Here is a 25,612-nt window from a genome sequence, read left to right on the forward strand (position 1 = left end):
CGGCAGGGAAAAAGAAAGATTTAGAAGATTCGCAGAGAAAAAAACGACCATATAGGGCTTCACGGGTGTTCCTATATGGTCGTTTTCTTTCAGCATCGTATTTTTGTCATAAACGAATTTTTTATTCAATCATCATGGCATCGCCGAAGGAGAAAAAGCGGTATTTTTCTCTTACAGCCTCTTCATAAGCTGCCATAATATGCTCTTTTCCAGCCAGTGCCGATACCAGCATCACCAGTGTGGACTCCGGCAGATGGAAATTGGTGATCAGTCCGTCGATCATCTTGAAGCGGTAACCCGGATAGATAAAGATCTCGGTCCAGCCGCTTCCGGCTTTTAAAATGCCGTCCTCGCCGGTTGCCGACTCCAGAGTACGGCAGCTCGTTGTTCCGACTGCGATCACACGGCCGCCTGCTGCTTTCGTATCGTTGATCAGTTTTGCCTGATCTTCTTCTACCACATAGAACTCAGAGTGCATGTGATGCTGGGTGACATCCTCCACTTTCACCGGACGGAAGGTGCCAAGGCCGACATGCAGGGTTACATGGGCGATCTTTACACCGGCATCCTGTACCTGCTGCAGAAGCTCTTTTGTAAAGTGCAGTCCTGCGGTCGGAGCGGCTGCGCTTCCCTCGTGTTTCGCGTATACCGTCTGGTAGCGGTTCTTGTCCTGCAGTTTGTGTGTGATATACGGCGGCAGCGGCATCTCGCCAAGCTGGTCGAGGATCTCCTCGAAAATGCCGTCGTAATGGAACTGGATCAGACGGTTTCCCTCATCGACAATATCTACAACCTCTCCGGTCAGAATGCCGTCGCCGAAGGAGATCACCGTGCCGACCTTACATTTTTTGCCCGGTTTTACGAGGGTCTCCCAGATATCATTTTCTCTTCTTTTTAACAGAAGGATTTCGATTGCTGCATCGGTGCCGACTTTCGAACCGTAGAGACGCGCCGGAATTACTTTGGTATCGTTGATCACAAGGCAGTCGCCCGGTTTTAAATATTTCAGAATATCGCGGAAATGACCATGCTCATATTCACCGGTTTCTTTATTCAGATGCATCAGGCGGGAGGCGCTGCGATCTTCGAGCGGATCCTGCGCAATCAGTTCTTTTGGCAGATCATAGTAAAAATCTGAAGTTTTCATTGGTTTCCTCCATTCTATTGCAAATCGGCACAAAAGGCCGATGTCAGGTAAAATACTGTGCTGCGCCCGTTCTTTCGGGCTCAACGAACCTTATTATACCATTGCATCCGCCTTCTGACAAGAAATTTAAAAACTCATTTCCTGGATTTTCACTTATTCAATAACCGCCATGCTTCCTACGCGGTCGCCGCTTCTGCTTTTCATTACGACAATCTTTCTCTCAATTCGCTCTTTCAGTTCCGGCACATGGGAGATAATTCCAACCATACAGTTTCCACCGGCCAGTCCCTCCAGTGCTTTCACAGCCTGATTCAGGGATTCCTCGTCAAGAGAGCCAAACCCCTCGTCCACAAACATCGCATCGAGCTGGATTCCGCCTGCGTGCGACTGAATCTCATCGGAAAGGCCAAGGGCCAGAGAGAGGGAGGCCTGAAATGCTTCGCCGCCGGAGAGGGTACGCACGCTGCGCTCCGTTCCATTATAATGATCAATGACATTCAGATCCAGACCAGTTTTGACCTTCAGATTTTTTCCTGAGGCTTCCTGACGCTTCAATTCATACTGACCATCACTCATCGTCATGAAACGCAGGTTGGCTTTTCGCAGAATCTGGTCGAAATACGTCATTTGAACGTACGTTTCCAGTTCGATTTTCAATTTCTGACTCATGCCGCCGCACGCCGTATCCGAAAGCGCCCGCACCCATTTGTATTCTTCCTCCAATGCCTGCATCTGGTTCTGCTGATTCTGTACATTTTCGTACGTCTTACGGTTTGTATTTGCCGCATGATACTGTTCGTTGTATTTCTGTTCCAGCTGCTGTTTCTGTTCTGTCAGCTCCGCTATTTTTTCCTGCAGCTCTGTTTCGGAAGGAAGTGTCCGATCTGTCTCCTCATTTTCTTCCAGAGAGCGGATCGTCTCTAGTGCCGCGCGCACTTCGGTAAGCCGTTCTTTCACTGTTTCATATGCTTCTTTTGCTTTCTTCTGCGCCTGTTCCAGCTGCTCTTTTTTTGCACTCCATACGGAAATATTTGTTCGGAGCTGTGTTTCGTCTTTTCCTTCCAGCTTTTCTTTTTTTTCTCCGATCTTTTCCAGCAGCGCTTTTTCCGCCTCTTTTCCTTTCGCCTCCAGCAGTTCCTTCGCATGGATTGCTTTTTCCCGCTGCTCTGCCCGCTCAGTTTCTGCTGGAATCATCTGTTTCAGAGCTTTCCATTCGCTCTGTCTTTCCAGCATTCGTTCCTTATAGAGAATGATTCTGTTCTTTTTCTCTTCCAGACGCTTTTCACAGTAAGCTGCTGCCACAGCAGCTGGCTGTTCTTCCATGTCCACTTCCTCACAGATCGCTTTTTGTGCGTCTTCCATTTTCTGTTTCAGCTGATCCAGAAGTGTCTGCTTTTCTCCGCCCAGCCGTCCAAGCTCTGCCTGTTTTTCTGCCATCACCTGTTTCAGTTTTTCCCGCTGCTTCTGTTCCTGCTGCTGACGTTTCTCATATGCCGCATATTCTTCCCGTCGTGTTTTCTGACGCTTTTCTTCTGCCGCAAGCTGCTTTTCTGTTTCATCCGCAGCCTGTGCAAACTGCTCTTCCGAAAGCTGTGTCAGACGTTCCTGCTCTTTTTTGCATTCCTGATCTGCTGTTTCTGCCGGAGCAGCGGTTCCCCGGGCAATCCGCTGCGTCAGCTCTTCCCTTGCCGTTTCAGCCTGTCTTTTACAGTTTCCTGCCGCTTCGCTTAATGCCGCAGTCACTTCGTTCTGCTTCTGCAGTTTTTCTTTTTGCTGATCCAGTGTTTCTTTATCCGGCACATGTTCCGCCTTTCTCGCCAGCACTGGATGATGCACGGATCCGCAGACCGGACATGGAATTCCCTCTGTCAGATTTTCTGCCAGGATTCCCGCCTGCGCATCCAGAAACAGCTGTTCCAGTTCCTGACACGTTTCCCGCACATCATTTCTGATTTCCAGACTTTTTCGATACGCTTCCTGCTTTTCTTTCCATTCCTTCTGCGCTGCCGTCCATTTTCGCAGCAGCTGCGAAAATTCGGTCCGCGCCCGGCGATATTCTTCCTCCGCAAATGCAGCATCCTGTCTTTCTTTCAGAAATACCGTCGTTGCTTCCATCCGGGATGCCAGCTCGGTGTCCTGCTGTGTCAGGCCTTCCAGTTCTGCTGCCAGAAGCCCCGTCTTCTTCTCGGACTCCTGAACTTTTTCGCGGCATCCCCGGATTGCCATGATCTGCTCCTGCGCCCGCGTTTCGTTCTGCTGTACCCTCGCCAAAACCGCATCCACGCCGGAAAGATCTTCTTCCCGTTTTCTTTTCTCAAGCAGCTGCGCTTTTGCCTGTTCCTGCTCTGCTTTCAGTCTGTCCTTCTCTTCCGCTGCCGTCTGCAGTTCTTTCTGCTTTTCCAAAAGCTCTGCCTGTTCCTGCTTCATCTTCTTCAGCAGTTCCAGGCTTTCCTGTTCTGCGCGGATCTGCTCCTCCAGTTCTTTGCAGATGGAAGCCTCCCGTTCTGCCCGTTCGCTTTTCTGCTGTTTTTCCGCTTCCTCTGGAACCAGTCCCGCCAGTTTCTTTTCCTTCTGTGCTTTTTCCTCCCGCCGCTTCTGGCTCTCTTTTACCTTGCCGAGCAGCTGGGTTTTCTGCTCCATCTCTGTTTCCACCGCTTTCCGCTCCTGCTCAAGATCCGAAAGTCTTTTCTGATCCATCTCGATGCAACGTGCCAGCAGTTCCATCCCCCGCATCACCTGACCGTCGAAATTTGCCTTTTTCAACTGCGCAAATTCCTCTTTGAACACCGCATCCTCCGGGCAGACGATATTGTCGAGATACTGGAGAATACTCCTCCGCTTTTCACTATACGTATTGCTTCGCTCTTTCGCGGCATCCCGCAGACGATTCTGCAGCTCCTGATAAATTTCCGTATGAAACATTTTCCGGAAAATTTCACTTCGATCTGCCGTTTCTGCCAGGAGAAGTTTCTGGAAATCCCCCTGCGCGATCATGGCAATCTGTCGAAACTGCTTCTGATCCAGTCCGAGAAGTTCCGTTACAGTTTTTGTCACTTCCGTACTTTTCGTCACCGGCTGTCTCCCATCCGGAAAAATCAGTTCTGCATTTGCTCTTTCTCTCGTCATTCCCTGACCGCGCTCCTTCGGCCGATCATACTCCGGATTCCGCTTTACCATATAATCTTTTCCCTGATGCGCAAAGGTAAGCTCCACAAAAGTGCGCACTTCCGGCGCGGCATACTTGCTGCGGAACATCTCCCCCGTCCGGATTTCACCGCTTGCCTCGCCGTAGAGCGCAAAGGTAATCGCATCAAAAATTGTTGTTTTTCCTGCACCGGTATCACCTGTAATCAGATACAGGCCGCCGCTGCCCAGTTTTGTAAAATCCAGTTCTGTCCGGTCCGCATATGGTCCGAATGCACTGATAATCAATTTCTTTGGCTTCATCTTTTTATCCCCCTAAGCAATGCTTTCACAAATGCTTTCTGCTGTTCCGTCATGCTCTGGTTATTCTGCAGTTCATAAAATTCCTGAAACAGCTCCAGTTCCGATTTTTCCTCGATACGTTCCGCCGCCGTTACCTCCGCATTGGAACGCGTTCTTTTATTGTCATATTCCAAACGCATCAAATTGGGATAAATCGTCCGAAGCTTCGCCATGCCGTCCGGAACATCCTCCTCATCCGTCAGGGTTACCATCAGATAATCCGTACGGTCGCTGTTTTCATAGAACGTTTTTGCTGTCACTTCCAGATACGTTCCACGGATTTTTCGAAGATCGTGGAGCGGTTTCAATGGAATCGTGCGAAGTTCGACAGTTCCTTTTTCTTTCAGCTCTACAATGGTAATCGACTTCTCCTGTCCAGCCTCGGAAAACGAATATTTGAGTGGTGAACCACAGTAGCGCACGGTCTCGCGGCCAACCTTCTGCGGACTATGGATATGGCCGAGCGCCACGTAATCAAACGCATCAAAAAGCTCCACCGGAATCTGATCCACATCACCTACCTGCAGTTCCTCTGCCTCGCACCGCAGCGCGCCTGTCACAAACTGATGCGCTAAAAGGATATTCCGCTCTCCTGGATCTATTTGGGTCTGCTCCAGTGCCGCCCTCACGCCATCTGCCGTGGACTGAATCTCCTCCGCGCGTTCCGGCAGGGCATGGCGTACGGTTGACGGGCGCAGAAACGGAAGAAGATGAATCCACACCGTTCCATATGCATCCTGTAACGCGAACTTTTCTATTCTTCCATCATATACCTTCGACAAATAGATTCCGCTCTTCCCCATCAGATTCGACCCAAATGCCAGCCGCTCCGCCGAGTCATGATTGCCGCTGATGATAAAAACCGGAACTTCCTGCTCCGAAAGGCTGGTTAAAAAGGCATCCAACACCTGCACTGCCTCCGCCGTTGGAATCGTCCGGTCATATACATCTCCGGAAATCAGAACTCCATCCGGTTTTTCCCGCATAACCGCCTGCAGGATCTGTGTCAACATATATTTCTGGTCCTCGATCATGGAAAACTCATGCACGCGTTTTCCAATGTGAAGATCCGATAAATGAAACAACTTCACAAAAACTATCCCCTTTCTGCAGCAAAAACTCTGTTTTTCCTATGTTCTCTGCTCATTATACTATACCCAACCAGAAAAAGAAATCATCCGCCAGGAAAACGAAAAAAAGACTCCTGTTCACACAGGAGCCTCCAACCATAGCGAGAGGGGGATTCGAACCCTCGACACCGCGGGTATGAACCGCGTGCTCTAGCCAACTGAGCTATCTCGCCATATGTAATTTTTGATAAATATGGGACCTATAGGGCTCGAACCTATGACCCTCTGCTTGTAAGGCAGATGCTCTCCCAGCTGAGCTAAGATCCCATATCCTGTTTTTCATCAGCGCTTATGTCCCGCTGACATTTATAGATTTTAGCACTGTTCTTTTAATTTGTCAACGGTAATTTTTAAAATTTTTCAAATTTTTTCTTTTATTCCTACAATAGCGTCGATTATGGTACGAACATGCCCAATTCAGGAAAAAGGCTGCCTGCTTTCTCAGCAGACAGCCTTCTTCTCATCCATGTCAAACTTCCACGATCTCCCGCACACACAGATCATCTACCGTCGTATGTAAGATCTCGGCAAGTGCAAACAGATTTTCAATGTTCGGCATCTTTTTTCCTTTCTCCCAGTTCCAGACACTCTGAACCCCGGCGAGCCCCATCTTCTTCTGAATGTCCGGTCGGTTCATCCCCAATCTTTCACGCCGGCTACGGATATTTTCGCCCGTTTTCTTCATGTTCAAGTTTGCATAGATCTGTTCCGATTCTTTCATATCTTTGCCCTCCCTAATTTCTTTTCTTATACCCATATTTTACACTCCGGGTTAAAATCATAAAAGGTCAGGACAGAAAAAATTTTCGTTCAGGTTAGACCCCCTTCTTTTTTCCTTTTACCCCTTTTTATATACTGTTTCAGGTACTTTTTTATCATTTTAGATTATATGTGTTTTTGGTCTCCCCAACTTTTGCTTTCTTTTCTGGACACATATTTTTTCGGGTTAAATTTTTAAAAATGTCACTTACTTCCGTAAATCGTCCCGAGTTCATACCCTCTTTTTCTGTCAAGGTCGAGGCTCTTCAGGAAAAAGAGCGTATCATGTTCATCGCAGTCCGTCTGGCTTTCCCGGAAGAAGGACAGGTTTTCCTCTATACGTTCATCCAGATTGCTGATGCTCTTTCGCAGTTCCTGATAGAGACTTTTGGTAACCATTTCTTTGTAATGGCCCGGCACCTGGTTCAGCACCCACTCGTGGAGATGGATCATGTTGTGCAGTACAAGTTTTTCGTCTTCCAGCCCTTCCGGTGTTATGACAAAGCATCCTGTGCCAGGGTAAAACTGAGCCTTGTTGCTTCCTTTCTTTTTACAAAGTTTCAGTTTGAACAGATCATATGAAAAATAAGTCAGCTCATCCGGCAGCGGAATCGTCTCCGGTTCCCAGGTTCCGTCCTCACGCTGTGCTTCCGCTGCGACGAATGGCCCGCAGATGCTTTCCCGTTCCATCCGCATATCGTCAAAGAACTCCTCAAACTCACCCATCCGCATGGAAATCGTTATTCTGTCCCGGATTTCCTGATCCACTTTTTCCGGGCTGCCTGTTTTCACCGGACGTGTCTTGTACAACTGGTCAAGTCTGACTCCATAAAGCCGTGCCAGATTCAACGCATTATCAATGCTTGGAAGTTTCGGATGTGTTTTGCTCTCCCAACTGCATACCGTCTGCTCTGCCGAAAGTCCAATCGCGTCTCTCACCTGTTTTAACTTCAAGTTATTCTCAATTCTAAGTTTTTTCAGATTTTTTGCTGTTTCTATGGAATCAATCCCAACATTATTATAAGCATCCATCTAAAATTCTCCTCGTTATTCTCCAAATTATTTCTAAAAAATGTATCCTCGTTACTGTTCATTCAGCAGTGAACCGTAACTGTCCCCCGACAGTTGAATCCTTTTTCTCATCCTGGGCTTGCATTTTTTCTCTGGAAAGTGTAATATCATAGATGTAACTAAAAGGAAACTGAGTGGCTTCTGCCTACGCAAAGCAACTACTACCCTAAGCTACAACCCCCAAAAAAGCTCAGGTCCAGAGTTAACCTTACTTTCATAACTCTGGTTCCCCTGAGCTTTTTCTTTTATCAGATCTCCGCCAGAAAAAATTCCTTATTTCCCGCGTGCTTCATCCATCTTCTTCAGAATACTCTTTGCAAGATTCATCGTCTGCCCACCGCACATTTTACCGAAGAGTTTTCCGCAGGCTTCCACGGCCTCCGCCTCTTCCTTCACGCAGTCCGCATAGATTCTTTTTGCGATCACCGGGGCAATCAGCTTCCATTCTGCCGTTCCAAACTCCTCTGGCAGAATACCTTCATCGCGCATTTTATACAGCTCTTTTTCCACGCGCTCCCGCGTCACCATCCGCTCAACAGTTGCAAACGCCATCTTTTTCGCCGCTTCCTGCTCCGATGTGATCGGTGCTTTCTGTGCTTTCATCTCTGAAAATTTTTCATTCACAATCTTCAGCACAAACGGCGCTCTCGAGTCCGGATTATTCAGTTTCGACATATTCTTGACGATAATACCTTCCTCGCAGTCCCCATCCGTATACTTCGTAATCCGCATGAAACTCCGACAGTGATCCCAGTCCACGAAAGGTCCGTCATACAGCACATGTATATACGGAACTCCTACCTCAGCCGCCAGCGCCTTTACCTGCTTCTGCGGCAGATAACCGTCCGCTTTCAGATCGTAGACATCGTACATGATCCAGATATTCAGATATTTCTCCGGATACGGTACACGATGACGCGTCATCCATTCCCCGAAAAATACATAATCGGGATACTTCTGAAACTTCTCCGCGTCCAGTGTATCCACATAGTCGAGAAATTTTGATGTCGCGTCGACATCCTTTGTCCTCACGATCTGCTGCTTTCTGGAGAACGCCGCAAGCTTTCCTGTTTCCGGGTCATACCGTACGCTGGCATTGCTTCCATCGATTTTAATCTGAATCACAATGTGATCCCCGGGCTCGAAAGCCCAGGTGTTCTTGTTTTTGTGCATCTCATTTTCCTGCACGATTCGCTTGATATCCATAAATTTCTTCTGCTCCATAAAATAATACCCCTTTCCTTTCTAATTCTCATGGGTACACTCATAGATCGTACCCAGCTCATAACCCATTCTGCGGTCGAGATCCAGGCTCTTCAGGTAGAAGAGCGTATCATGCTCGTTGCAGTCCGATGCACTGATTCGGAAGAAGAAAAGATTGTCCATGATCTTCTCATCCAGATCCGCAATCTCATCCTTCAGTTTCTGATAAAGGCAGACAGTAACGAGTTCCTTGTACCGGGATGGCAGGCGCATAATTAATCTCTCCCACTCGATGAGATACCTGGCCGTTCTCATCTCTTTCACCATGTAAAATTCTATCATACCTCATCTGCCCAGTCATTCGTCCCGCAGTATAACTGCCGCGTTCTCTTTTACGCAAAACCGGGATGGTATCCTGCAGATGAAGCAGAATACCATCCCGGTTTTCCTCTATTGACAAATATACATGCTCAAGTTTCTTCAAACAGTTCTTTTATTTCTTTAGCAAATAATCATTGTTTAATACTTTCATAGATAACGGTCCTTCCACAATTCTGGAATACACCGGTTCCAATGGGCGTATTACAATTCCTTCTTTATTCATACCAGATGTATACTTTCCCTTTGCTCTTTCTAAAAGTTCTTCGATACTATCATACTCAAACAAATCTCTTTCTTCTTCCACCGGAACCATTTTTAGGTTCAGAATTCCGCACAGTTCTTTCATCTTCGCAAGAGACAGTCTTCTGTGTGTTTTCAGATCTATCATGGTAAATACATACCATTCCGGTTTTTTCAGCTTTAATCTGTTCTTTTGAATACCAGCACCGCAGAATTCACCCTGAATTGCGAGATCTGACAGATTATTCTCCTTTATTCTATCGGGTATCCCATTTTCATGTGCATATTTCCACATCGCACATTTTCCGTCATCTGCATATTCAAAATTTCTTCCGCATACACCAAAATGATCGTCTTTCCGATACATCGTAACACTGGTTCCGTCCATCTTTGTACTGATGTAATATCCATTTATCTTTTTAAATTCGTCGATCAATTCTGGATAAGACTGTACTCTCAGCTCATCTGTTTTTGGAATTCCGTCTGGAAACTCCCCTATAATCGTACCACTGCTGGTGACTCTTTCCTCTACTTCCCACTTTCTGATTCCAAGCAGCTCTGTAACCTCATCACCAATCTTATACGTTCCTTCCGGCAATATAGATAAAGGCTGAACCAGGCCCTGAGAAATCTGGCCTCTAAATTTCATAGTTCTCAGCCGAAAACCTTCTCCCAGAAGTTCGTTCTTCTCATAGCTGCTGCTTCGCAGAAATTCAAACTGCTCACAAATCGGAAGAAACGAATCTGCTTCCATATATACACAGCAATCTCCAACCCGAAACTGTCCCTTATTCGCAACACACTTCCATCCCAGGACATGCACACACTCTATTCTGTCTGCTCCTTCAATTGGAGTTATGTGATGTACATACTGCACAGATGCCAATTTTCGCTTTCCCATTTTTCAAAATCCTCTCTCAAAATAATTTTATATAGGCATTTGTAAAACGCCACAGGTAAAATTTTATCATGCTTCATCTGCCCAGTCATTCATCCCGTAGTATAACTGCTGCGCGCTCTTTTAAGCAAAACCGGGATGCCACCCTGCTTCATCTGCAGGAAAACATCCCGGTTTTCTTCTTTCCTAAATATATATGCTCAGTTTTCTTTAAATACTTCCGCAAATCTTCTGTAGTTCCCATTCTTTCCATCCGGCACCGCGAACACGACCGTATCGAAACTTGTATGCGTCGTTGTCAGAAATTCCTTGAAAATCCCGGCAACTTCTTTTGCATCCTGTCCGAAAACACCACATCCGTATGCACCCAGAATCAGAGTCTTTACCTCGTTCTTTTCCGCAATATCCAGCACAAACTGGATTCTGCTTTTCAGCGCCTCTGTATTTTCCCGGTCGGAGACATTTTCGTATTTCTGTGCCGCCGCCTTATTCGGTGCTGCACAGGTGATCACATCGCAGAACGCTTCCTTCCCATTACGGAAAAATCCAATTTCCGGCGAATACAGCGCACGGTTCAAATACAGCCCTTTCTGTTTATGCTGCATATTCCATTCATAAAACTCTCTCTGAAAACTTTCCAGCACATTGTACAAAAACGATTCATGACACAGACATTCTTCCTGCGCGATACTGCCCCTGATAAAACCGCCGCCCGGACTCCGGTAAGAAGCGAAATTCAGAACCGCCGTTTTCGATCCCTGATATTTTAGGATTGCAGCAACGCTGTCCAGATCCTCCACGAAAATACGCATCTTATTCTGCTCTGCATTCTCGTCCGGATCTTTCGAATTCCAGACTACTTTATAAAGTTTCGTTGCCGAAATAGAAGCCTGAATCTGATCCTTGTACTTGTCCTGCATCAGCTTCGTATGACGCTCAGCCTTTACCGCATTCTCGATTTTTCTGTTGTTCCTCTGTTCTCTCATGTAAGCCATCTTACCATCGTAAGCGCAAAATATTGCTACGTTACTCATGAATTACGCTTGCACCAAAATGATAGATGCAAGCGTTTTACTCTATTTTAGTTTTGACAGTTCGTTTTCGCAGTCTCGCTCCATGGGGCAAGCTGTTCCAACTGTTCATCTGACATTTTATCGTCTGGCCGCTGTGATAAGAGATATGGCAGATATTTATAGGTATTCAGATCATTCGCTTTTGCCATCTCGACCATTGTATACACAATAGCACTGGAGGCAGCTCCTTTCGGACTGGCACTGAACAGCCAGTTCTTCCGGCCGACAGTGAATGGCCTGATTGCATTCTCGCTAAGATTATTGGACAAACTGCAATGACCGTCTTCCAGATAAGTCATCAGGGTGTCTTTCCGATTTTGGGCATAGTTTACCGCTTTCGCCAAACGGGTTCCTTTGTTTGGGCGCTGTTGATCCAGCCAATTCCAGAATGCCTCCAGTATTGGCTTCTCCTTTTCAAGACGAAATTGTTTTCTCTGCTCCGCAGTGTGATTTTTTGCTTTTGAGTACCGCTCACAATCAAACAGCTTGGAACAGAACTGTACTCCCTGCACTGCCGGAAGGCTGTAATCATACTCTTTCCCTTTCGGTATGGCATCTGTGAAGTAACGTCTCACATGTGCCCAGCAAGAGCAGCGTTTGATGTCCGGCAGATTATTATAACCCTGGTATCCATCCGTCTCCAGATATCCGCTGAACCCCTGTAGGAAAGATGCTGCATGGAACTTTGCCCTTGTCTCTGTGTAATGGTAGAGCAGGATCGGCGGAAGTCCATCTTCTCCACTGCGGAAGAGCCACATCCAGGAATCCGTTTCAGGATTACGCTCCGGCTCATTCAGTACCTGAACCCGGGTTTCATCTGCCATCAGATATTTACGCATCCGTAACTGACGGTGAAAATAATCATAAACATGACGGAGATAATTCTCGGCACAGTAAATGATCCAGTTAGCAAGCGTAGCCCGGCTTAATGGGACACCCAGTTGCTTCCAGTCCTCTTCCTGCCTGTTTAACGGCAGACCATTCTGGTACTTCTGGTGCATTGCCCATCCGACAACGGATTCCGATGCATAACTTTCCGGGATCAATGCTTCCTGAACAGGGGCTTTGACAAATGTCTGATCATCCGGATGTTCCTCTGATATGGCACACTCCGGGCATTTATAGGTTTCACGATAGATATTTACTACTTTTCCCTTGGCCGGGGTAAAACGAAATTCATGGCGGACGAATTCTTTCCCAATACCTTCCATCTGCGTTCCGCAGGTTGGACAGTTTCGCTCCTCCTCCGGAAGAGAAATGATCTCGTCGCAGGAAGGAACATTTTTAAAGAAATCAGCATGTGTCCGTCTTGCTTTTCTCTTATGTTCCGGAACAGTGATGTCATCAGGAAGTTCCTGTTCCCATGTCGGATCTGCTTCCTGCTCGGCTTCATCAAAAAGATTCAACTGGCCATCAATATCTTTCCGTTTTTCACTGGAAGTACCAAAAAGTTTCTTCGTGAGATATTCAATCTGCTGATGAAGGTTTTCTTTTTCCAGCCGGTCTGCTTCCAATGTTTTTTGTAAAGACTGGATCAGTTCTGTCTGTGTGGAAATCGTCTTATTCAGTTGGTTGATCATGTCCTTGTACGCAAGGATTTTTGAATCTTTTGAATTGCCAGCCATATGTTTTCTGCTCCTTTTTCACTGCTCTTATTATACCATAAAAAGCAATGAAAAAGAAGCAGAAAACCCAGCATTTACAAGGGATTTCAGACATGATACAGGGTGAGAAGCCCCTCCGTTTCTGTTGGTTGGCATAGATGTTTTACGCGATCATTCCGTAGGTTTGAATGCCTTGGGTTGTTCGATTTCAAGCCCGGACATGAGCCAGTCGAATTGCTGCCAGGTCAATTGTTTTACTTCCAGCTGATTTCTGGGCCAGCGAAACCTGCCCTGAACTTCCATACGTTTATACAGCAGCACAAATCCGTCAGATTCCCAGAGCAAAGCTTTGATCCTGTCACAACGTTTTCCACAGAAAAGATACAGGGCACTTCGCCTTGGATCCATATGGAGTTGATCCTCTACAATAGCACACAGCCCGTCAATGGATTTCCGCATATCCGTTCTGCCTGTTACGATATAGATTTCATCGGCGGCTGTGATATCCCCTAACATTCCAGCTCCTTCACAATTCGAAGCGTTTGAGCCAGAAGCTGAGGATCTGTTCCATTTGGTATTGTTAGATGAAAGCTACCTACAGACAGCTTCATTGACTCTGCTACGGAAAAGTTATTCCCTTCCGTAGCTGCCGGAATTACATTTAATGGCTGTTCATAAGGAATCGGGTCAGTATCATGAAACTCCACTCTGACAACTTCCTGGCTTTCTGGTGCGCGATAGGTGCGTCCAGTTGACGCCGGCAAATCCACACAACCTTTCTGACGCAGTCTTTTTACCCAGTTGTAAAAAGTTCCTGGCTTGATATCATGTTCCACACACCATTGATGATCTGTCAATCCACTTTGACGGCATTCCATGATGAGACGGTATTGTTCTTCGACAGGTATTCTTTTGCTTTTCATGAGCACACCTCCATAACTTGAATAGAGTAAAATGCTCGCACCTATCATTTCTAGCAAGAAAAGATGAAGTAAAATGCTTGCATTCTCTATTGATTATTATGGGATATTTTTTAGGGCAACACAATCCGTCGAATTATTTTGCACTTACAAAGAAAACACCGATCTGCCGGAGATTCCGGATGAAAAACAGATCGATGATTTCATGGCCAGTGTGCATGAACGGATTGTGCGGGGAGAGATGTGACCGGGCCGGGGGCTTTGCCCCCCCCCCCCGGAACCCGGCCACTTGATTTTCTTCTTATGATTTTTCTATGTTTTTTATGCAACATTTTTAGCTTATCATTGCTTACTGCACAATGCTGCTTTCTTCAATCCATTCTTGAATCCTTGAAGCACTTTCGTTAAGATAGTAGGCTATTTTTTAACTTCCATTCCATTTGTGTTCATGAATACAGCCATATCTTTTATTTTTTTCATTTCTTGGTTCCGCAATTCTTCATGAGTTTCTATTTTTTTCAGAATCTCACCGCAAAGAGCATCTTCTCTTTTTTCCATTTCCTCTGCGAATTCTTTACTACTTCCTTGAATTCCATTAATCTGTAACGAAAAAAGAGTCACGATTGCCTCTTTATCGGACTCACCAAAAATAGAATACTCTTTCATTTTTCCATCATCTCGTACTTTAGTTTGTGGACAAAAGATCCCGCCAAACTTGCATTCTGCCCTATACATATAAGACATAATCTGAAAACAGTCTTCTCTTTCCGGTTTATCTGATTTATTTGAAGCAACGTTTTCCCATTCGTTTTTATATTTTGCGTCAATGATCAAGAGTGGTCTGTTTTTATCGGAAATGACCTTTTTATCGGAAATGACCAAATCAGGCTGTAGCTCTATACTTTGACCATTACAGAAAAATGTTCCAAATGATTTTTTTCCCTCTATTTGATATTTGTTTTCTATTTTCTCCTTTACAATTTGAACCAAATATCTTTCCCATATATAATTCATGTTAATTAATATACCATTGACATTCGTCCCATCGTCCTCTGGCGCAATTCCCATATACTTTAAAATCAAAATTGCCGTTTTCCGGACACTTTCCCAATCCGAATATACCGCATGCGTGATTTTTTTTCGTTCCTTCTGAACCAGTTTTCGCGCTTCCTGACGCGACACAGGCTGCATGATATTTTTTAACTGTGAGATAAAATCTTTCACCGGTGTGTATTTTTTTTCCAATTCACGCATAAGGCCCGGCTGTCTTTTTTGCAATGATGTGTATGCCGTAAGAATCATACGATTCATATCATTATCAGCAGTATATTCTCGACTGGAATAGGCAATATTTCCGTTAAATATCGGATTGAGACGAATATGGCGTGCAACATCGATTCTTCCTTTTAATTTCGAATCGTTGTTTTCATACGTTCGATATCTGCGATAGATTCCTTTTCTATAAGCCCTTGCAATTTGTATTGCGAAAATAATTGCAAGAATCAAATCCAGAATCTCCCCTCTTCCCACCGAAGGCTCTACCTTCTGAAGAATATTTGCCTTCAAACCCAGTGCTTTATTTAACATATACTTGGAAAATTCACATGACTCATTTACGTCAAAACGGCTTCTTATAAAAACCTCTTCTTTCGTTCCATCGGAGGTTATCTGCAGCAGTCCAATATATTGTTGCGTCCAATATTCTCCCTTATTGCCCTGGGTCACAATCTTAAAAGGTTCTCCAGCCGCACAGTCGTTTTCATCAAGTACAAGAATATCACTTTGTGAAACTCCATCTATTAGCTTCGCAAATCTGTCTACTCTCTCCTCGGAATCTCCTGTTTCTTTATATATACTTTGCAGCAAACTACTTTCTTTATTAATTTCTTCTGATATGCACTCTTCCAATTTTGAGTAATCTTTTAAGTAAATCATTCCTTTTCCTCTGACGGAGTATTATTCTGAGCATTCTTTTGCACCTTTTCCCACTCCTTAAACGCCTCCAAATTGCACTCATTCACAAACTTCTCTTCATTTCCTTCTCCGCGTACATACTCGTAAAGAAGAGATTCTAATCTAAGATTCCAGACTTGTTGGATCAATTCATCGGCATTTTTGCAATTATTTATCCCAGGAACATTAGCAAACTGTCCTTGGCTGATATCATAATGCCTATTCAGTCCCTGATGATCTTCTATTTTTTTATTTACAAAACTAATATACTCAGCAATTTTCGAAAATTCAGCGTCTTTGTCTTTGCAGTTACTAAAAGCTTCTTCTGGTAACATATCCTGAATAATCTTTTTGAGATTTTCCGTAGCTTTTTCTACCTCTATCTCTTTCCATATAAATCTACGTCGCAACGCAAAATCCATACTTTCGACTGAACGGTCGATGTCATTCATAGTTCCTATCACAATAACATTCTCTGGAATATAAAATCCATCTTTAAACACATCTTTTTTTTCTTTTGAATAGTAACTTCCATTTTCTGGATCATAAGTACGAAGATTTGCATACTGTGTCTGAACAGAATTTTGTGGACCACGTTTATCTGACTCAAGGCAAAACATCAACTCACCAAATACTTTTGACAAATCGGCTCGATTGATTTCATCCACAATAAAGAAATATTTATCTTGGTTTTTATCCGATTCATTTCTTTCTACAACTTTACGGCAGAATTTTTTGAAAATGCCATCAAGTTTCCGAAATTCAACTTTTCCATGTGCATCCTCCACTGGCCGAAGCCCCTCAACAAAGTCTGTGTAATCATAGGATGGATGAAATTGAACTAATTGATAATCTGAGTTTGAATCATCTTTTTTCTGATCATCTGAATTTGGATCATTTTCTTTCAAATGCTTTTTATTATTTTTTGCAAACTTTTTGGCAACTTCTTTTGCCAGTCTGGTTTTTCCTGTTCCTGGGGCACCGGTTAAAATTATTTGTGTTGCACCATTTTCTACTAAATTATATAAATCCCCGAAATCATTCTGTTTATTATCCATTTTTAATATATCCTTTCCCGGTATATTTTCTATTATTTCTCTTAAGCGCTTTGTAAAGTCCTCTTTATCAAGCTGTCTTTCTTTACCTACTTTAGCATACATTTGAGAAGGTTGTTTAACGTCATCACCCAAGTTCTGAAACCACTTTTTTTCTTCAAGAATCCATCTGTCTTTCTCAGCATCCTTAGTGTCTGTATTAATCGTGTTGTAAATAATTACATAATCGCAATCGAATTCTCCTCCTTTTAACTTCAAAAGGTTTCCTTTTGATATACCATTATTGCTCAAAACTTTAAACCTTTGTCTCTCAATTTTAAAATTATAAGCGCGCAAATTCGTTTTCCAGTCCTCATCCTCAATGTTAATCTTATTAACATCAAATATCTCCTTCAATTGATTTTCTGCAGCTGATTTACTCATTTTGGTTCCTTTCATGATTTTATCTAGATACTGTTCTTTTTTCATGATATCGTAATTTCATTATTTAACAACGTTACCCTTTGGCACACGCTGAATGTGTAAGCATATTCCACTCACTACCGCTCATTATACCATGTATTTTTGTTACTGTACATATTTCAGCATATGTTTTTATGCAAAAAGCTTATATTTTTTAACTGTTTTTCGCTTTTTATACATATTTTGCACAAAAAGATTGTCCCAATTTTCCGTCTTCTTTTTCTACAGTATCAGACCTGCACCTGGCTTCAACCGTTTTTCTTTTCACTTCTATCCGCAAATCACCCGCACCGCCTCACTCACTTTCCTGTCCTCCACCGTCTCATACAGTTTCATCACTTCCATTTTCTGATCCCGATCCAGCCCCTTCTTTTTTGATATGTATATTTTGCACTGCAGTTCCCCTTCCTCATCCCACGCTTTTTCATTTCTCGGACATCCATTCAAATAGTCCCATTTTTCTTCATAAAACTTCCGCAACACTGCAAACGCCGTATTCCAGTCCATCGTTTCCTCTTTCTGCGTATCCAAAGCTGTCCTATTTTTACTGTTTCTCTGCTTTCCTTCCAGATTTTCTTTCTTCTCTTCCTTTTCTTCCCTCTCCCACTGTCTTCTCACAGCGTTTTCTCTTCCATAAAACCCAAAAACTCCGACAACTTTCGCCAGTACTTCGTTTTCCCAAAACAACAAAAAACTGCCCAGATAAACCAGCACTTCCGGAAGGAACAAAAGAACATGTCTCACAGCTTCCTCCCAGCGTGCTGTTTGATACTTTTGCACCAGCTGTCCTTCCATTTCTGTTTCTTCTATCGCTTCTGCTTCTTCCGTCAGTTCTGTTTTATCGCGCAGTCTTTCCCCATATCCGTTTCTTTTACTGTCCAGTTCTTCCTGTCCGAACCAGCTGTTCCGCGTCCCCCTGAACCGATTTTTCATGGTTCGACTTTCCATAATTCGACTCTCTATAAATCGCTTTTCCAATTCCGGTTTTCTCTTTACCGGCTGAAATGTTAATGGCTGTCTTCCCATAAAACTGCACACACCATGCCGGCAGAACCGCCCTTCTCCTTTATCCTGGCCTTTCAGTACAATTTCCAGCCATTCCTCTGCCAGAAATTCTTTTGATCTTTCCGTCTTTTTTACATCTGTCTTTTTCATCGTCACCTTTCCATCCTTTCCTCAAACATCCATTTCCAGAATCACCCGAATAGCCTCACATACCTTTGGTTCCATGTCTTCTTCCAGCAGCCACTGCAGAATCATTTTCTCCTGGTGATCCAGCTTATATCTTTTTTGAATGATTTTTTCCAGCTGCAATTTTGTAAATGCTACATCTAAATCGTAATCAATCCAGTTATCATCGTACATACCGTAAATATTCTGATAATAGTTATTATAAATTTCATATGATTCTTCTAATGTCATGTTTGTCCTCTTCTCTCTTCCATTTCATTTTGCTTTTCTTTAAAACGCATTTACCCCGGAAGAGAAATTTCTTTTCTTCCGGGGTAAATGCGTTCTTCCTATACCTCAAGCGGGGCATGCAGACTGCGGAAATGATTTTTCAAACACGCTCCAGCGTCCACTACAGAATTCTTTTTCTCTGTCCCTGTTGTTTTTTCAAAAATTCTCAAACAGCCCATCAATTAATCTGCTGTTCTCTACGCGATTGGCTAATTTTTCAAGTTCTTCTGTTACTTCTCCGCCCAGTTCCTGGTAGAATTCAAGCAATCTTTCCTGGCGTTCCTCGCATCCTGGCACTTTTTCCCATTCACGCGCCATTTTTTTGGAAAACAGACCGTTTACGTTATAAGTTTTCTGTATCTCCTGTTCTCCGTAATACTTCAGATCAATTTCTCTTTCTGCCGGCTTTGCCAGTTCCGCGCGCATCTGGCCGATAATAAAGTCCATGGAAAATGCAGGACTCTCCCATTCCAAAAAAGCACGGTACATTTCCACATCGGTATCGACGTCTCTTGGAAATCCCGGTGCTGACATGTATGGTGTCCGTATGTCTCTCAGATTGAAAAACAGAGTTGCATACCAGTTCAGATGCTCGAAATGTGTCTCTAACAGATAACGCAGCAGCGGCACATTTCCGGCTTTCATCACCTGATCCGGCTCTGCAAATTCGATTAATCCTGTGTAGTGTTCCAGCATGTATTCTGTCAGCTCTTTCCCCGCACCGGCAACTGCCTGACCCAGTGCCTCTTTTTCTCCGTACGCCAGGCTTGCGCCATCGATATCATAATGGTCGATGCAGTAATCCAGCATCTCCGGACTGCCGGACAGAATCGCCGCTGTGAGAATACCCGGGATATAAAAATCTCCGACAATCGTTTCCCGGCGAATGCTGTAATAGGTTTTTCTGGCTCCCGGAATACGATCCCATTCACAGGTGTATTCCCAGTACTCCATATTTTCTTCCGTCATTTCCTCGTCTTTTGCTTCAAACATCTGCAGCAGGGAAACGTTTCCGCTCATCACAGCCGCCAGATAATTGGGCGCATCGGTCCAGCACAGTTCTTCATGAAGATACATCTTTCGGAACGCAACGACACCGTATTTATCCATGCTGATAAATTTCTTTGCAATTTTCTCCAGATGGGACGACTCCTGTACCTGAAGAAGTCCGTCAATCGTTGTGGCAGATTCGAGTGCCCACAGGCAGACATCTTCCCTGCCGCAGCCTCTTCCATACCAGTAAGTATAGGCGGCCAGCGGAATGGCATTTCGGTTATACTGGTCTGGTTTCAGTTGATTTTCATCAAAGAATCTCTTGATTTCTTCCAGTTCTGCGTCCTGATCCAGGAGTTCCCGGATCTTTTTCGTATCCCAGACTGTTTTTCCGATATCATTTAAGGCTGTGGATTTTTTCAGGTGTACTTTCTGCAGTTCTTTCTCAAAAATCTCTCTTTCTACTGGGTTCATTGCATTTAAGACTGTCTCTTTCATTCGTTTTTCCTTCCATAATAATCTCTTTTTTCTCTTGTTAATTTCCTGTTCTTTTTGTTTCATCTCCATAAAGAAGCGCCTCTCCCAATGCTTCGATTTTGCCCCTGCAGACTACCGGGTTTTCCAGTTTGTAATGGTCGAAACCATATTCCAGCATTCCCATATCCCCTGAGAGAATGAGTGCGGTGAGTACATTTGGAATACAGAATTTTTTCGAAACGTTTTCCCGGCCTATCGTATAGCAAGGCAGCTTTCTGCTCCTACAAGGGGCAAATTCTTCCTTCCAGCCAAGGTCTTCTTCTTCATCCTCTTCTTCCATTTGTCTTTCCTTTTCAAATGCCTGCAATAGTGCAATATTGCCACTTAAAATAGCAACCAGCGTATTCGGTGCATCCGTCCAGAAGTTCGCGGATTCCTTTTGTATTCCAGACCGCTTTTCCTGCATCCCGGAAAGAGTGCGTCTGTTTTGTGTACACTTTCTGCAATTCTGCTTCCAGGATTTTTCTTTCCTTCGGATTCATTTTGTTTAAAACAGCTTCCTTCATCTTATATCTCCCCTTCCAATCTTCAGCGCAAGGCTGCTTTCCTTCGCTGTTTGCTGTTTTTTTCGTCAGGTATCCTTAAAACAAGGGTACCACACTCCTTACCTTTTCGCATTCATCCGTCAGATGAAAACGGATATTTTTCATTCATCTGTCAGATGAATTTTCTCGTTAATGTTCACTCAGTACCTGAACACTTGCTGTTCAGGTACGTAAGAATGTGATTCAGGTGTGAACAGCCCTCCTTTTGCGAAGCAAAACTCTAAATGAGGGCTGCTTACGTTACTGTTCGCAGGACACCTGTGAACAGTAACATTTTCTCCCTTGTAATCAAATGCCCTTTATGATAAGGTTAAGATATCTTTAGATTTGACTTTTATTCGTAGCTATGTCTGTAAATCATGCAGACACTTCCATTTAGAAAGGAGCAAATACCCCCGATGGGAATCTATCTAAACAGCAGCAGTGCTTTTGGATTATTTCGCAGAGATTGTCTATCAACCTATTTCATAGATAAATCTTCTATCTTAAAAGAACTTGTTCCACTCGTTGAATCAGATGATTATGATCCGGAAAAAACCGTTTTGAATTCTCAAAACAGTCAAAAATATGTGGCGATTACCAGACCGCGCAGGTTTGGAAAAACCGTCATGGCCAATATGATTGCTTCCTACTTTGGCAGAGGAATTGACAGCAGTAAAATTTTTGATCGATTAGCTGTCTCTCAGTATCCCTGGTATCAAAAGCACTTAAACCAGCATAATGTGATTCATATCATGTTCAATGAGATTCCTGCTGAAATCACCGATTATAACCATTATATAAACCGCATAAAAAAAACGCTGCTTCTGGATCTGCAAAAAGCTTACCCAGATGCTGCGATTGAAAAAGAGGACTCGGTATGGGATGCGTTGACCAGAATTTACGAATATTGTAACCAGGAACAATTTATTTTTATATTAGATGAGTGGGATTACATTTATCATCAGCCTTATATGACCGATGCAGATAAGACTGCCTATACCAAATTTCTGAGCAATCTTCTGAAAGATAAAGCTTATGTAGAAATGGCCTATATGACCGGTATTTTGCCAATTGCAAAATATTCCAGCGGTTCTGAACTGAACATGTTTTTTGAATATTCTATGGCAACCCGCGCAAAATTCAGCGAATATTTTGGGTTCACGGACGATGAAGTCAATCTGTTATATCAAAGATATTTGCAAATAGAAAAAAATCCTTCCGTTACGCGGGAAGGATTGGAATTATGGTACGATGGCTATCAGACCGCAGGCGGAAAAAAACTCTATAACCCACGCTCTGTCGTAGGGGCTTTAAGTGACAATCAATTGGGAAATTACTGGACAAGTTCTGGTCCGTACGATGAAATTTTCTATTATATCGGCGCAAATGTAGATGCTGTAAAAGATGATATTGCTCTTATGGTCGCCGACATTCCCGTTCCTGCCAAAATTCAGGAATATGCGGCAACGTCTATGGAACTGAAAACAAAAGATGAAATTTTTTCTGCCATGGTAGTCTATGGATTTTTAAATTATTCCAAGGGTTATATATCCATACCAAACAAAGAGTTGATGGACAAATTTGCCGAAGTAATTCAAAGAGAACCATCCCTTGGAAATGTTTACAAGCTTGCGAAAGAATCCGGCCGAATGCTTGCAGCTACAAAAGCCGGCGATACGAAAACAATGGCCGAACTGCTGGAATACGCACACAACACCCACAGCCCGCTGACACTGTATAACAATGAAGCGGAACTGGCTTCTATCATTCGCTGGGTATATTTGAAGGCTTTAGATTTTTATCGTATTGAACGGGAAGATAAAGCCGGTATCGGTTATGTTGATTTTATTTTCTATCCATTTCAAAAAAATGATGATGCCATTATCATAGAATTAAAAGTTAACCACTCTGCTGATGAAGCCATCCAGCAAATCAAAGACCGGCAGTATGCATTACGTTTTGAAGGAAAATTTGGCGAAAAAGCGGAATATACCGGTCGTATTCTCGCGGTGGGTATTGCTTACCATAAAGACGATATCAAAAAACTTCATGAATGTAAGGTGGAGGTTCTTCGTGAGAAAATTGTCTGATGCAGTTTTTCTGTCTATGATATTTATAAATTTTTTCTCATCCTTGATTTTTTAAGAGCAGGCGGAAATTCGCCTGCTCTTTTACACGCAATTTTATTCTTACCGTCATAGAAATTCTTACTTGCAAGTTTTCTCAGAGCTTGTTGGGGTACGCTCTAAGTTCTTTTCAAATTTCATGCAACTCTATCGTAGTTTACAATTTTTCTTTCCGCTTTCTCATCTCTTTTAGTTTCTGGTTCATGCTTTCCGCCACCATATGGTCATTTACATATACGATCAGATTCACCGTAACATAAACTCCAATAATCAAAACCTCCATCAGCACGACCATTTTAGCTTTGCTGAAGTAAAACCATCCGAATGCTCTGCCAAGTCCCAGGACAGCACAATTAGCATAGATAAAATAGATGATCTGCCGTGCAATCATGCCCTGTTTGGATACTTCTTTTCCTTCCTCATCCGGGTACATCAGAATCGGGATGGAGCATACAGCGGAAACCAGAAGAATCTGCCAGAGAATCATGACACTGATCTGGGCATCCAGACCGCACATCACAGTAATATAGATCGCGGATGCAAGCAGAACGCACACGGTAATTTTCGAAAAAATATTTGCAAGAATTTTTATTTTATTCATCATTGTTTTCGCCTCCCTACAATCCCAGTCGTTCTTTCAGAACCGGCACATACTGCCGGGAAATAATCACTTTTTCCTCATTTTCGAGTAACGCTTCAAATCTGCCGCCAAAAGCAGGCGACAAATGCCGGATTTTGTCCAGATTTAGAATCATGGATTTGGAGGCCCGCATAAATGGAAAAGACACCAGCTGTTCTTCTAACTGATACAGTTTTTCTTTAACTTCATAAACATTCTTTTGTCCATAGGCAAAGACCTTATTGTCCGTTGCCTCAAAATAGAAAATATCCGGAAGTGCCAGAAGAGTAATTCCTTTTGCATCGTATCCCGTAATTTTTCGATCCCCGTTTTTCAGTTTGCAGATCAGATGGTTGATGTCCTCCGTCAGCACACGGCATTTGATGATGATTTCTTCCTCTTCGTCCGGAGATGGATTGATGATCGTTATCTTCACATTGGTTCCCTCTTTTCTTTTCCCTATCCTCTTTTATATCGGATTTTCTTGGAGATGTCTATCCCTTGTATGGTATGCTGTATAAAAATTTTCGAATCAGTTTCAACTTTTTTGCTGTATACGGCTGATAGCGGATCGGAAAATCCATCCATGTCTTTTTATCCACGATGCTGCGCTTATGTGTGAATTCCGCAAATCCGGCCTCACCGTGATAGCCGCCCATACCGCTTTCTCCTACACCGCCAAACGGCATCTCACTGGTAGCAAGATGAATCAGTGTGTCGTTGATGCAGCCACCGCCAAACCGGCACCTCTCCAGAACCGTTTTCTTCACCTTTTTGTTTTCCGTAAAGCAGTACAGGGCAAGCGGTTTGGGGCGTTGATTGATCCAGGAGAGTGCATCCTCAAGTTTTTCATACGTCAATACTGGCAGGATGGGACCAAAAATCTCCTCCTGCATGACCGCATCTTCCCATTCTACGTGATCCAACACAATAGGTTCGATCCGCAGTTGATAAACTTTCCAAAGACAATGCGTCTTGCCGCAAGCCGGATCTTACTGCTTTTTTCTACAATGCATGGGCTTTTTCCGCCAAGTTCCAGTGTCACGGGCGTCAGATGTCTTGCAGCACTTTCCATGACCTGCTTTCCGACCGCTACACTTCCTGTGAAAAAAATCTTATCAAATTTTTCCTGTAAAAGTGCCTGATTTTCCTCCCGTCCGCCTAAAACAACGGCAACATATTCTGGTGGAAAACATTCTTCTAACAGATCTTTCAGGACATTTGCACTGGCCGGTGCATAAGCACTTGGCTTTACCACCGCAGTATTTCCTGCCGCAATGGCATCTACCAGCGGTTCTAACGTCAGCAGAACAGGGTAATTCCACGGGCTCATAATCAGCACATTGCCATAAGGAGAAGGGCTTTGATAACTTTTCGCAGCGAACTGCGCCAGCGGTGTTCTGACATGTTTTTGTCTGCAAAGCGCCCTAAGTGCTGCTTCATCCAGCGGATTTCCCCCTGCACCAGTCCAATCTCACACATCATCTCCGTCTTGCTCTTTCCAAGATCCGTATGCAGCGCTTTGCAGAGGATCTGCTCCTGTTTTTGCAAGGCCATTTCCAATCTGCTCAAAGCCTCCATCCGCACATACAAACGCCCATTTAATGCGGTACGAACCGAAACAATACGATCCGCATTTACAATCGTTGTCTTTGATGCACGCTACATACATTTTCTTGTTATTTTCTCTTCCAGCTGATACAGTCTGCTTTTAATTTCATAAAACTTATTTGACGTATAAGCAAACACCTTGTTTTGCACTGCCTCGAAATATAAAATATCTTCTGTTCTTATGGAAACACATTATTTCTTTTCTGTGTATCCCCGGATAGATTCCCCTTTGCTTCTTACATACTCTTTTATTTCTGCAAATTCTTTCGTAAAATTTACATATTCGAGTATAACGCCCCTTTTTCCGGGTCATCGATCTCTCTTTCTGTAATATTCATAACTGTCTCTTTTCTCAT

At 43.7% G+C, this 25,612-nt stretch carries 26 protein-coding genes and 2 tRNA genes; 1 reads left to right on the plus strand and 27 read right to left on the minus strand.

Annotation, left to right across the window (positions count from 1 at the left end; genetic code table 11):
• Positions 1-121 precede the first annotated feature (121 nt).
• From queA to DWX00_RS01440, 21 genes are all read right to left on the minus strand, one after another.
• Entirely contained in the window at positions 122-1,147 is a 1,026-nt protein-coding gene (gene queA, locus DWX00_RS01340; RefSeq protein WP_118594501.1) for a tRNA preQ1(34) S-adenosylmethionine ribosyltransferase-isomerase QueA, read from the minus strand.
• 153 nt (positions 1,148-1,300) lie between these two features.
• On the minus strand, positions 1,301-4,594 hold the full coding sequence (locus tag DWX00_RS01345; protein ID WP_118594502.1) for an AAA family ATPase: 3,294 nt from the start codon (positions 4,592-4,594) through the stop codon (positions 1,301-1,303).
• On the minus strand, positions 4,591-5,724 hold the full coding sequence (locus tag DWX00_RS01350) for an exonuclease SbcCD subunit D (RefSeq protein WP_118594503.1): 1,134 nt from the start codon (positions 5,722-5,724) through the stop codon (positions 4,591-4,593). The genes DWX00_RS01345 and DWX00_RS01350 overlap by 4 nt, the downstream gene beginning before the upstream one ends.
• Before the next feature lie 138 nt (positions 5,725-5,862).
• Positions 5,863-5,936, minus strand: a tRNA-Met gene (locus DWX00_RS01355).
• A gap of 21 nt (positions 5,937-5,957) precedes the next feature.
• A tRNA-Val gene (locus tag DWX00_RS01360) sits at positions 5,958-6,030 on the minus strand.
• 202 nt (positions 6,031-6,232) lie between these two features.
• Positions 6,233-6,484 carry a helix-turn-helix domain-containing protein gene (locus DWX00_RS01365; protein ID WP_158578725.1) on the minus strand — a complete coding sequence of 84 codons (252 nt, stop codon included), beginning with the start codon at positions 6,482-6,484 and terminating at the stop codon, positions 6,233-6,235.
• A gap of 242 nt (positions 6,485-6,726) precedes the next feature.
• Positions 6,727-7,554: a helix-turn-helix transcriptional regulator gene (locus DWX00_RS01370; RefSeq protein ID WP_118594505.1), complete on the minus strand. Its 828-nt coding sequence runs from the start codon at positions 7,552-7,554 to the stop codon at positions 6,727-6,729.
• 312 nt (positions 7,555-7,866) lie between these two features.
• On the minus strand, positions 7,867-8,817 hold the full coding sequence (locus tag DWX00_RS01375; protein ID WP_118594506.1) for an RNA ligase family protein: 951 nt from the start codon (positions 8,815-8,817) through the stop codon (positions 7,867-7,869).
• A 21-nt stretch (positions 8,818-8,838) separates the two neighbouring features.
• Entirely contained in the window at positions 8,839-9,138 is a 300-nt protein-coding gene (locus DWX00_RS01380) for a hypothetical protein (RefSeq protein WP_119188929.1), read from the minus strand.
• 151 nt (positions 9,139-9,289) lie between these two features.
• Positions 9,290-10,318, minus strand: coding sequence for an RNA ligase (ATP) (locus DWX00_RS01385; RefSeq protein ID WP_118594508.1), 1,029 nt, complete (start codon positions 10,316-10,318; stop codon positions 9,290-9,292).
• Between the two features lie 197 nt (positions 10,319-10,515).
• On the minus strand, positions 10,516-11,301 hold the full coding sequence (locus DWX00_RS01390) for a TIGR02452 family protein (protein WP_158578726.1): 786 nt from the start codon (positions 11,299-11,301) through the stop codon (positions 10,516-10,518).
• A gap of 95 nt (positions 11,302-11,396) precedes the next feature.
• Positions 11,397-13,013, minus strand: coding sequence for an IS66 family transposase (tnpC, locus tag DWX00_RS01395; protein WP_118594510.1), 1,617 nt, complete (start codon positions 13,011-13,013; stop codon positions 11,397-11,399).
• A 150-nt stretch (positions 13,014-13,163) separates the two neighbouring features.
• Positions 13,164-13,508, minus strand: coding sequence for an IS66 family insertion sequence element accessory protein TnpB (gene tnpB / locus DWX00_RS01400; RefSeq protein WP_009246070.1), 345 nt, complete (start codon positions 13,506-13,508; stop codon positions 13,164-13,166).
• Positions 13,502-13,915 carry an IS66 family insertion sequence element accessory protein TnpA gene (gene tnpA / locus DWX00_RS01405; RefSeq protein ID WP_199669494.1) on the minus strand — a complete coding sequence of 138 codons (414 nt, stop codon included), beginning with the start codon at positions 13,913-13,915 and terminating at the stop codon, positions 13,502-13,504. The genes tnpB and tnpA overlap by 7 nt, the downstream gene beginning before the upstream one ends.
• Positions 13,916-14,329: 414 nt before the next feature.
• Complete coding sequence (locus DWX00_RS01410) at positions 14,330-15,847, minus strand: McrC family protein (protein ID WP_118594511.1); 1,518 nt, start codon at positions 15,845-15,847, stop codon at positions 14,330-14,332.
• Entirely contained in the window at positions 15,844-17,388 is a 1,545-nt protein-coding gene (locus DWX00_RS01415) for an McrB family protein (protein ID WP_118594512.1), read from the minus strand. Before DWX00_RS01415 ends, DWX00_RS01410 begins: the two co-directional genes overlap by 4 nt.
• A 264-nt stretch (positions 17,389-17,652) precedes the next feature.
• The gene (locus DWX00_RS01420) at positions 17,653-18,537 is read right to left on the minus strand and encodes a hypothetical protein (protein WP_118594513.1); all 885 of its coding nucleotides are present in this window, start codon (positions 18,535-18,537) and stop codon (positions 17,653-17,655) included.
• Positions 18,538-18,558: 21 nt separating this feature from the next.
• The gene (locus DWX00_RS01425) at positions 18,559-18,804 is read right to left on the minus strand and encodes a hypothetical protein (protein WP_118594514.1); all 246 of its coding nucleotides are present in this window, start codon (positions 18,802-18,804) and stop codon (positions 18,559-18,561) included.
• Between the two features lie 195 nt (positions 18,805-18,999).
• A complete protein-coding gene (locus DWX00_RS01430) occupies positions 19,000-20,334 on the minus strand; it encodes a hypothetical protein (protein ID WP_147398225.1) in 1,335 nt (444 codons plus the stop codon).
• A gap of 37 nt (positions 20,335-20,371) precedes the next feature.
• On the minus strand, positions 20,372-20,653 hold the full coding sequence (locus DWX00_RS01435; RefSeq protein WP_118594516.1) for a hypothetical protein: 282 nt from the start codon (positions 20,651-20,653) through the stop codon (positions 20,372-20,374).
• 13 nt (positions 20,654-20,666) lie between these two features.
• Positions 20,667-20,879 carry a hypothetical protein gene (locus DWX00_RS01440; protein WP_118594517.1) on the minus strand — a complete coding sequence of 71 codons (213 nt, stop codon included), beginning with the start codon at positions 20,877-20,879 and terminating at the stop codon, positions 20,667-20,669.
• A 437-nt stretch (positions 20,880-21,316) separates the two neighbouring features.
• On the opposite strand from DWX00_RS01440, the gene DWX00_RS01445 reads away from it, so the two are divergent.
• Complete coding sequence (locus tag DWX00_RS01445; protein WP_118594518.1) at positions 21,317-22,990, plus strand: AAA family ATPase; 1,674 nt, start codon at positions 21,317-21,319, stop codon at positions 22,988-22,990.
• A 193-nt stretch (positions 22,991-23,183) separates the two neighbouring features.
• On the opposite strand, the gene DWX00_RS01450 is transcribed toward DWX00_RS01445, so the two are convergent.
• From DWX00_RS01450 to DWX00_RS20660, 6 genes are all read right to left on the minus strand, one after another.
• The gene (locus DWX00_RS01450) at positions 23,184-23,630 is read right to left on the minus strand and encodes a DUF3021 family protein (RefSeq protein WP_118594519.1); all 447 of its coding nucleotides are present in this window, start codon (positions 23,628-23,630) and stop codon (positions 23,184-23,186) included.
• Positions 23,631-23,643: 13 nt separating this feature from the next.
• The gene (locus tag DWX00_RS01455; RefSeq protein ID WP_118594520.1) at positions 23,644-24,081 is read right to left on the minus strand and encodes a LytTR family DNA-binding domain-containing protein; all 438 of its coding nucleotides are present in this window, start codon (positions 24,079-24,081) and stop codon (positions 23,644-23,646) included.
• Positions 24,082-24,139: 58 nt separating this feature from the next.
• Positions 24,140-24,541: an aldehyde dehydrogenase family protein gene (locus tag DWX00_RS20645; protein WP_330416856.1), complete on the minus strand. Its 402-nt coding sequence runs from the start codon at positions 24,539-24,541 to the stop codon at positions 24,140-24,142.
• A 17-nt stretch (positions 24,542-24,558) separates the two neighbouring features.
• The gene (locus DWX00_RS20650) at positions 24,559-24,978 is read right to left on the minus strand and encodes an aldehyde dehydrogenase family protein (RefSeq protein ID WP_330416858.1); all 420 of its coding nucleotides are present in this window, start codon (positions 24,976-24,978) and stop codon (positions 24,559-24,561) included.
• Between the two features lie 2 nt (positions 24,979-24,980).
• Positions 24,981-25,217 carry a hypothetical protein gene (locus DWX00_RS20655; protein WP_330416859.1) on the minus strand — a complete coding sequence of 79 codons (237 nt, stop codon included), beginning with the start codon at positions 25,215-25,217 and terminating at the stop codon, positions 24,981-24,983.
• Positions 25,218-25,307: 90 nt separating this feature from the next.
• Positions 25,308-25,439 (minus strand): LytTR family DNA-binding domain-containing protein, encoded by a 132-nt coding sequence (locus DWX00_RS20660; RefSeq protein ID WP_117802413.1) that lies wholly within the window; start codon positions 25,437-25,439, stop codon positions 25,308-25,310.
• Positions 25,440-25,612: the final 173 nt, after the last annotated feature.

It is taken from the genome of Blautia sp. AF17-9LB (assembly GCF_003479185.1).
GTDB lineage: Bacteria > Bacillota > Clostridia > Lachnospirales > Lachnospiraceae > Fusicatenibacter > Fusicatenibacter saccharivorans.

Excerpts from the sequence above, each read along its gene's own strand:
- DWX00_RS01445 (WP_118594518.1), top strand. The coding sequence starts at position 21,317 with ATGGGAATCTATCTAAACAGCAGCAGTGCTTTTGGATTATTTCGCAGA.
- DWX00_RS01430 (WP_147398225.1), bottom strand. The coding sequence starts at position 20,334 with ATGAAAGAGACAGTCTTAAATGCAATGAACCCAGTAGAAAGAGAGATT.
- DWX00_RS01415 (WP_118594512.1), bottom strand. The coding sequence starts at position 17,388 with ATGAAAAAAGAACAGTATCTAGATAAAATCATGAAAGGAACCAAAATG.
- DWX00_RS01390 (WP_158578726.1), bottom strand. The coding sequence starts at position 11,301 with ATGAGAGAACAGAGGAACAACAGAAAAATCGAGAATGCGGTAAAGGCT.
- DWX00_RS01410 (WP_118594511.1), bottom strand. The coding sequence starts at position 15,847 with ATGATTTACTTAAAAGATTACTCAAAATTGGAAGAGTGCATATCAGAA.
- DWX00_RS20645 (WP_330416856.1), bottom strand. The coding sequence starts at position 24,541 with ATGCAGGAGGAGATTTTTGGTCCCATCCTGCCAGTATTGACGTATGAA.
- DWX00_RS01435 (WP_118594516.1), bottom strand. The coding sequence starts at position 20,653 with ATGGAAGAAGAGGATGAAGAAGAAGACCTTGGCTGGAAGGAAGAATTT.
- DWX00_RS01375 (WP_118594506.1), bottom strand. The coding sequence starts at position 8,817 with ATGGAGCAGAAGAAATTTATGGATATCAAGCGAATCGTGCAGGAAAAT.
- DWX00_RS01365 (WP_158578725.1), bottom strand. The coding sequence starts at position 6,484 with ATGAAAGAATCGGAACAGATCTATGCAAACTTGAACATGAAGAAAACG.
- DWX00_RS01370 (WP_118594505.1), bottom strand. The coding sequence starts at position 7,554 with ATGGATGCTTATAATAATGTTGGGATTGATTCCATAGAAACAGCAAAA.
- DWX00_RS20650 (WP_330416858.1), bottom strand. The coding sequence starts at position 24,978 with ATGAGCCCGTGGAATTACCCTGTTCTGCTGACGTTAGAACCGCTGGTA.
- queA (WP_118594501.1), bottom strand. The coding sequence starts at position 1,147 with ATGAAAACTTCAGATTTTTACTATGATCTGCCAAAAGAACTGATTGCG.
- DWX00_RS01440 (WP_118594517.1), bottom strand. The coding sequence starts at position 20,879 with ATGAAGGAAGCTGTTTTAAACAAAATGAATCCGAAGGAAAGAAAAATC.
- DWX00_RS01450 (WP_118594519.1), bottom strand. The coding sequence starts at position 23,630 with ATGATGAATAAAATAAAAATTCTTGCAAATATTTTTTCGAAAATTACC.
- DWX00_RS01420 (WP_118594513.1), bottom strand. The coding sequence starts at position 18,537 with ATGAAAAAGACAGATGTAAAAAAGACGGAAAGATCAAAAGAATTTCTG.
- tnpB (WP_009246070.1), bottom strand. The coding sequence starts at position 13,508 with ATGTTAGGGGATATCACAGCCGCCGATGAAATCTATATCGTAACAGGC.
- tnpC (WP_118594510.1), bottom strand. The coding sequence starts at position 13,013 with ATGGCTGGCAATTCAAAAGATTCAAAAATCCTTGCGTACAAGGACATG.
- DWX00_RS01380 (WP_119188929.1), bottom strand. The coding sequence starts at position 9,138 with ATGATAGAATTTTACATGGTGAAAGAGATGAGAACGGCCAGGTATCTC.
- DWX00_RS01385 (WP_118594508.1), bottom strand. The coding sequence starts at position 10,318 with ATGGGAAAGCGAAAATTGGCATCTGTGCAGTATGTACATCACATAACT.
- DWX00_RS01425 (WP_118594514.1), bottom strand. The coding sequence starts at position 18,804 with ATGACATTAGAAGAATCATATGAAATTTATAATAACTATTATCAGAAT.
- DWX00_RS01345 (WP_118594502.1), bottom strand. The coding sequence starts at position 4,594 with ATGAAGCCAAAGAAATTGATTATCAGTGCATTCGGACCATATGCGGAC.
- tnpA (WP_199669494.1), bottom strand. The coding sequence starts at position 13,915 with ATGAAAAGCAAAAGAATACCTGTCGAAGAACAATACCGTCTCATCATG.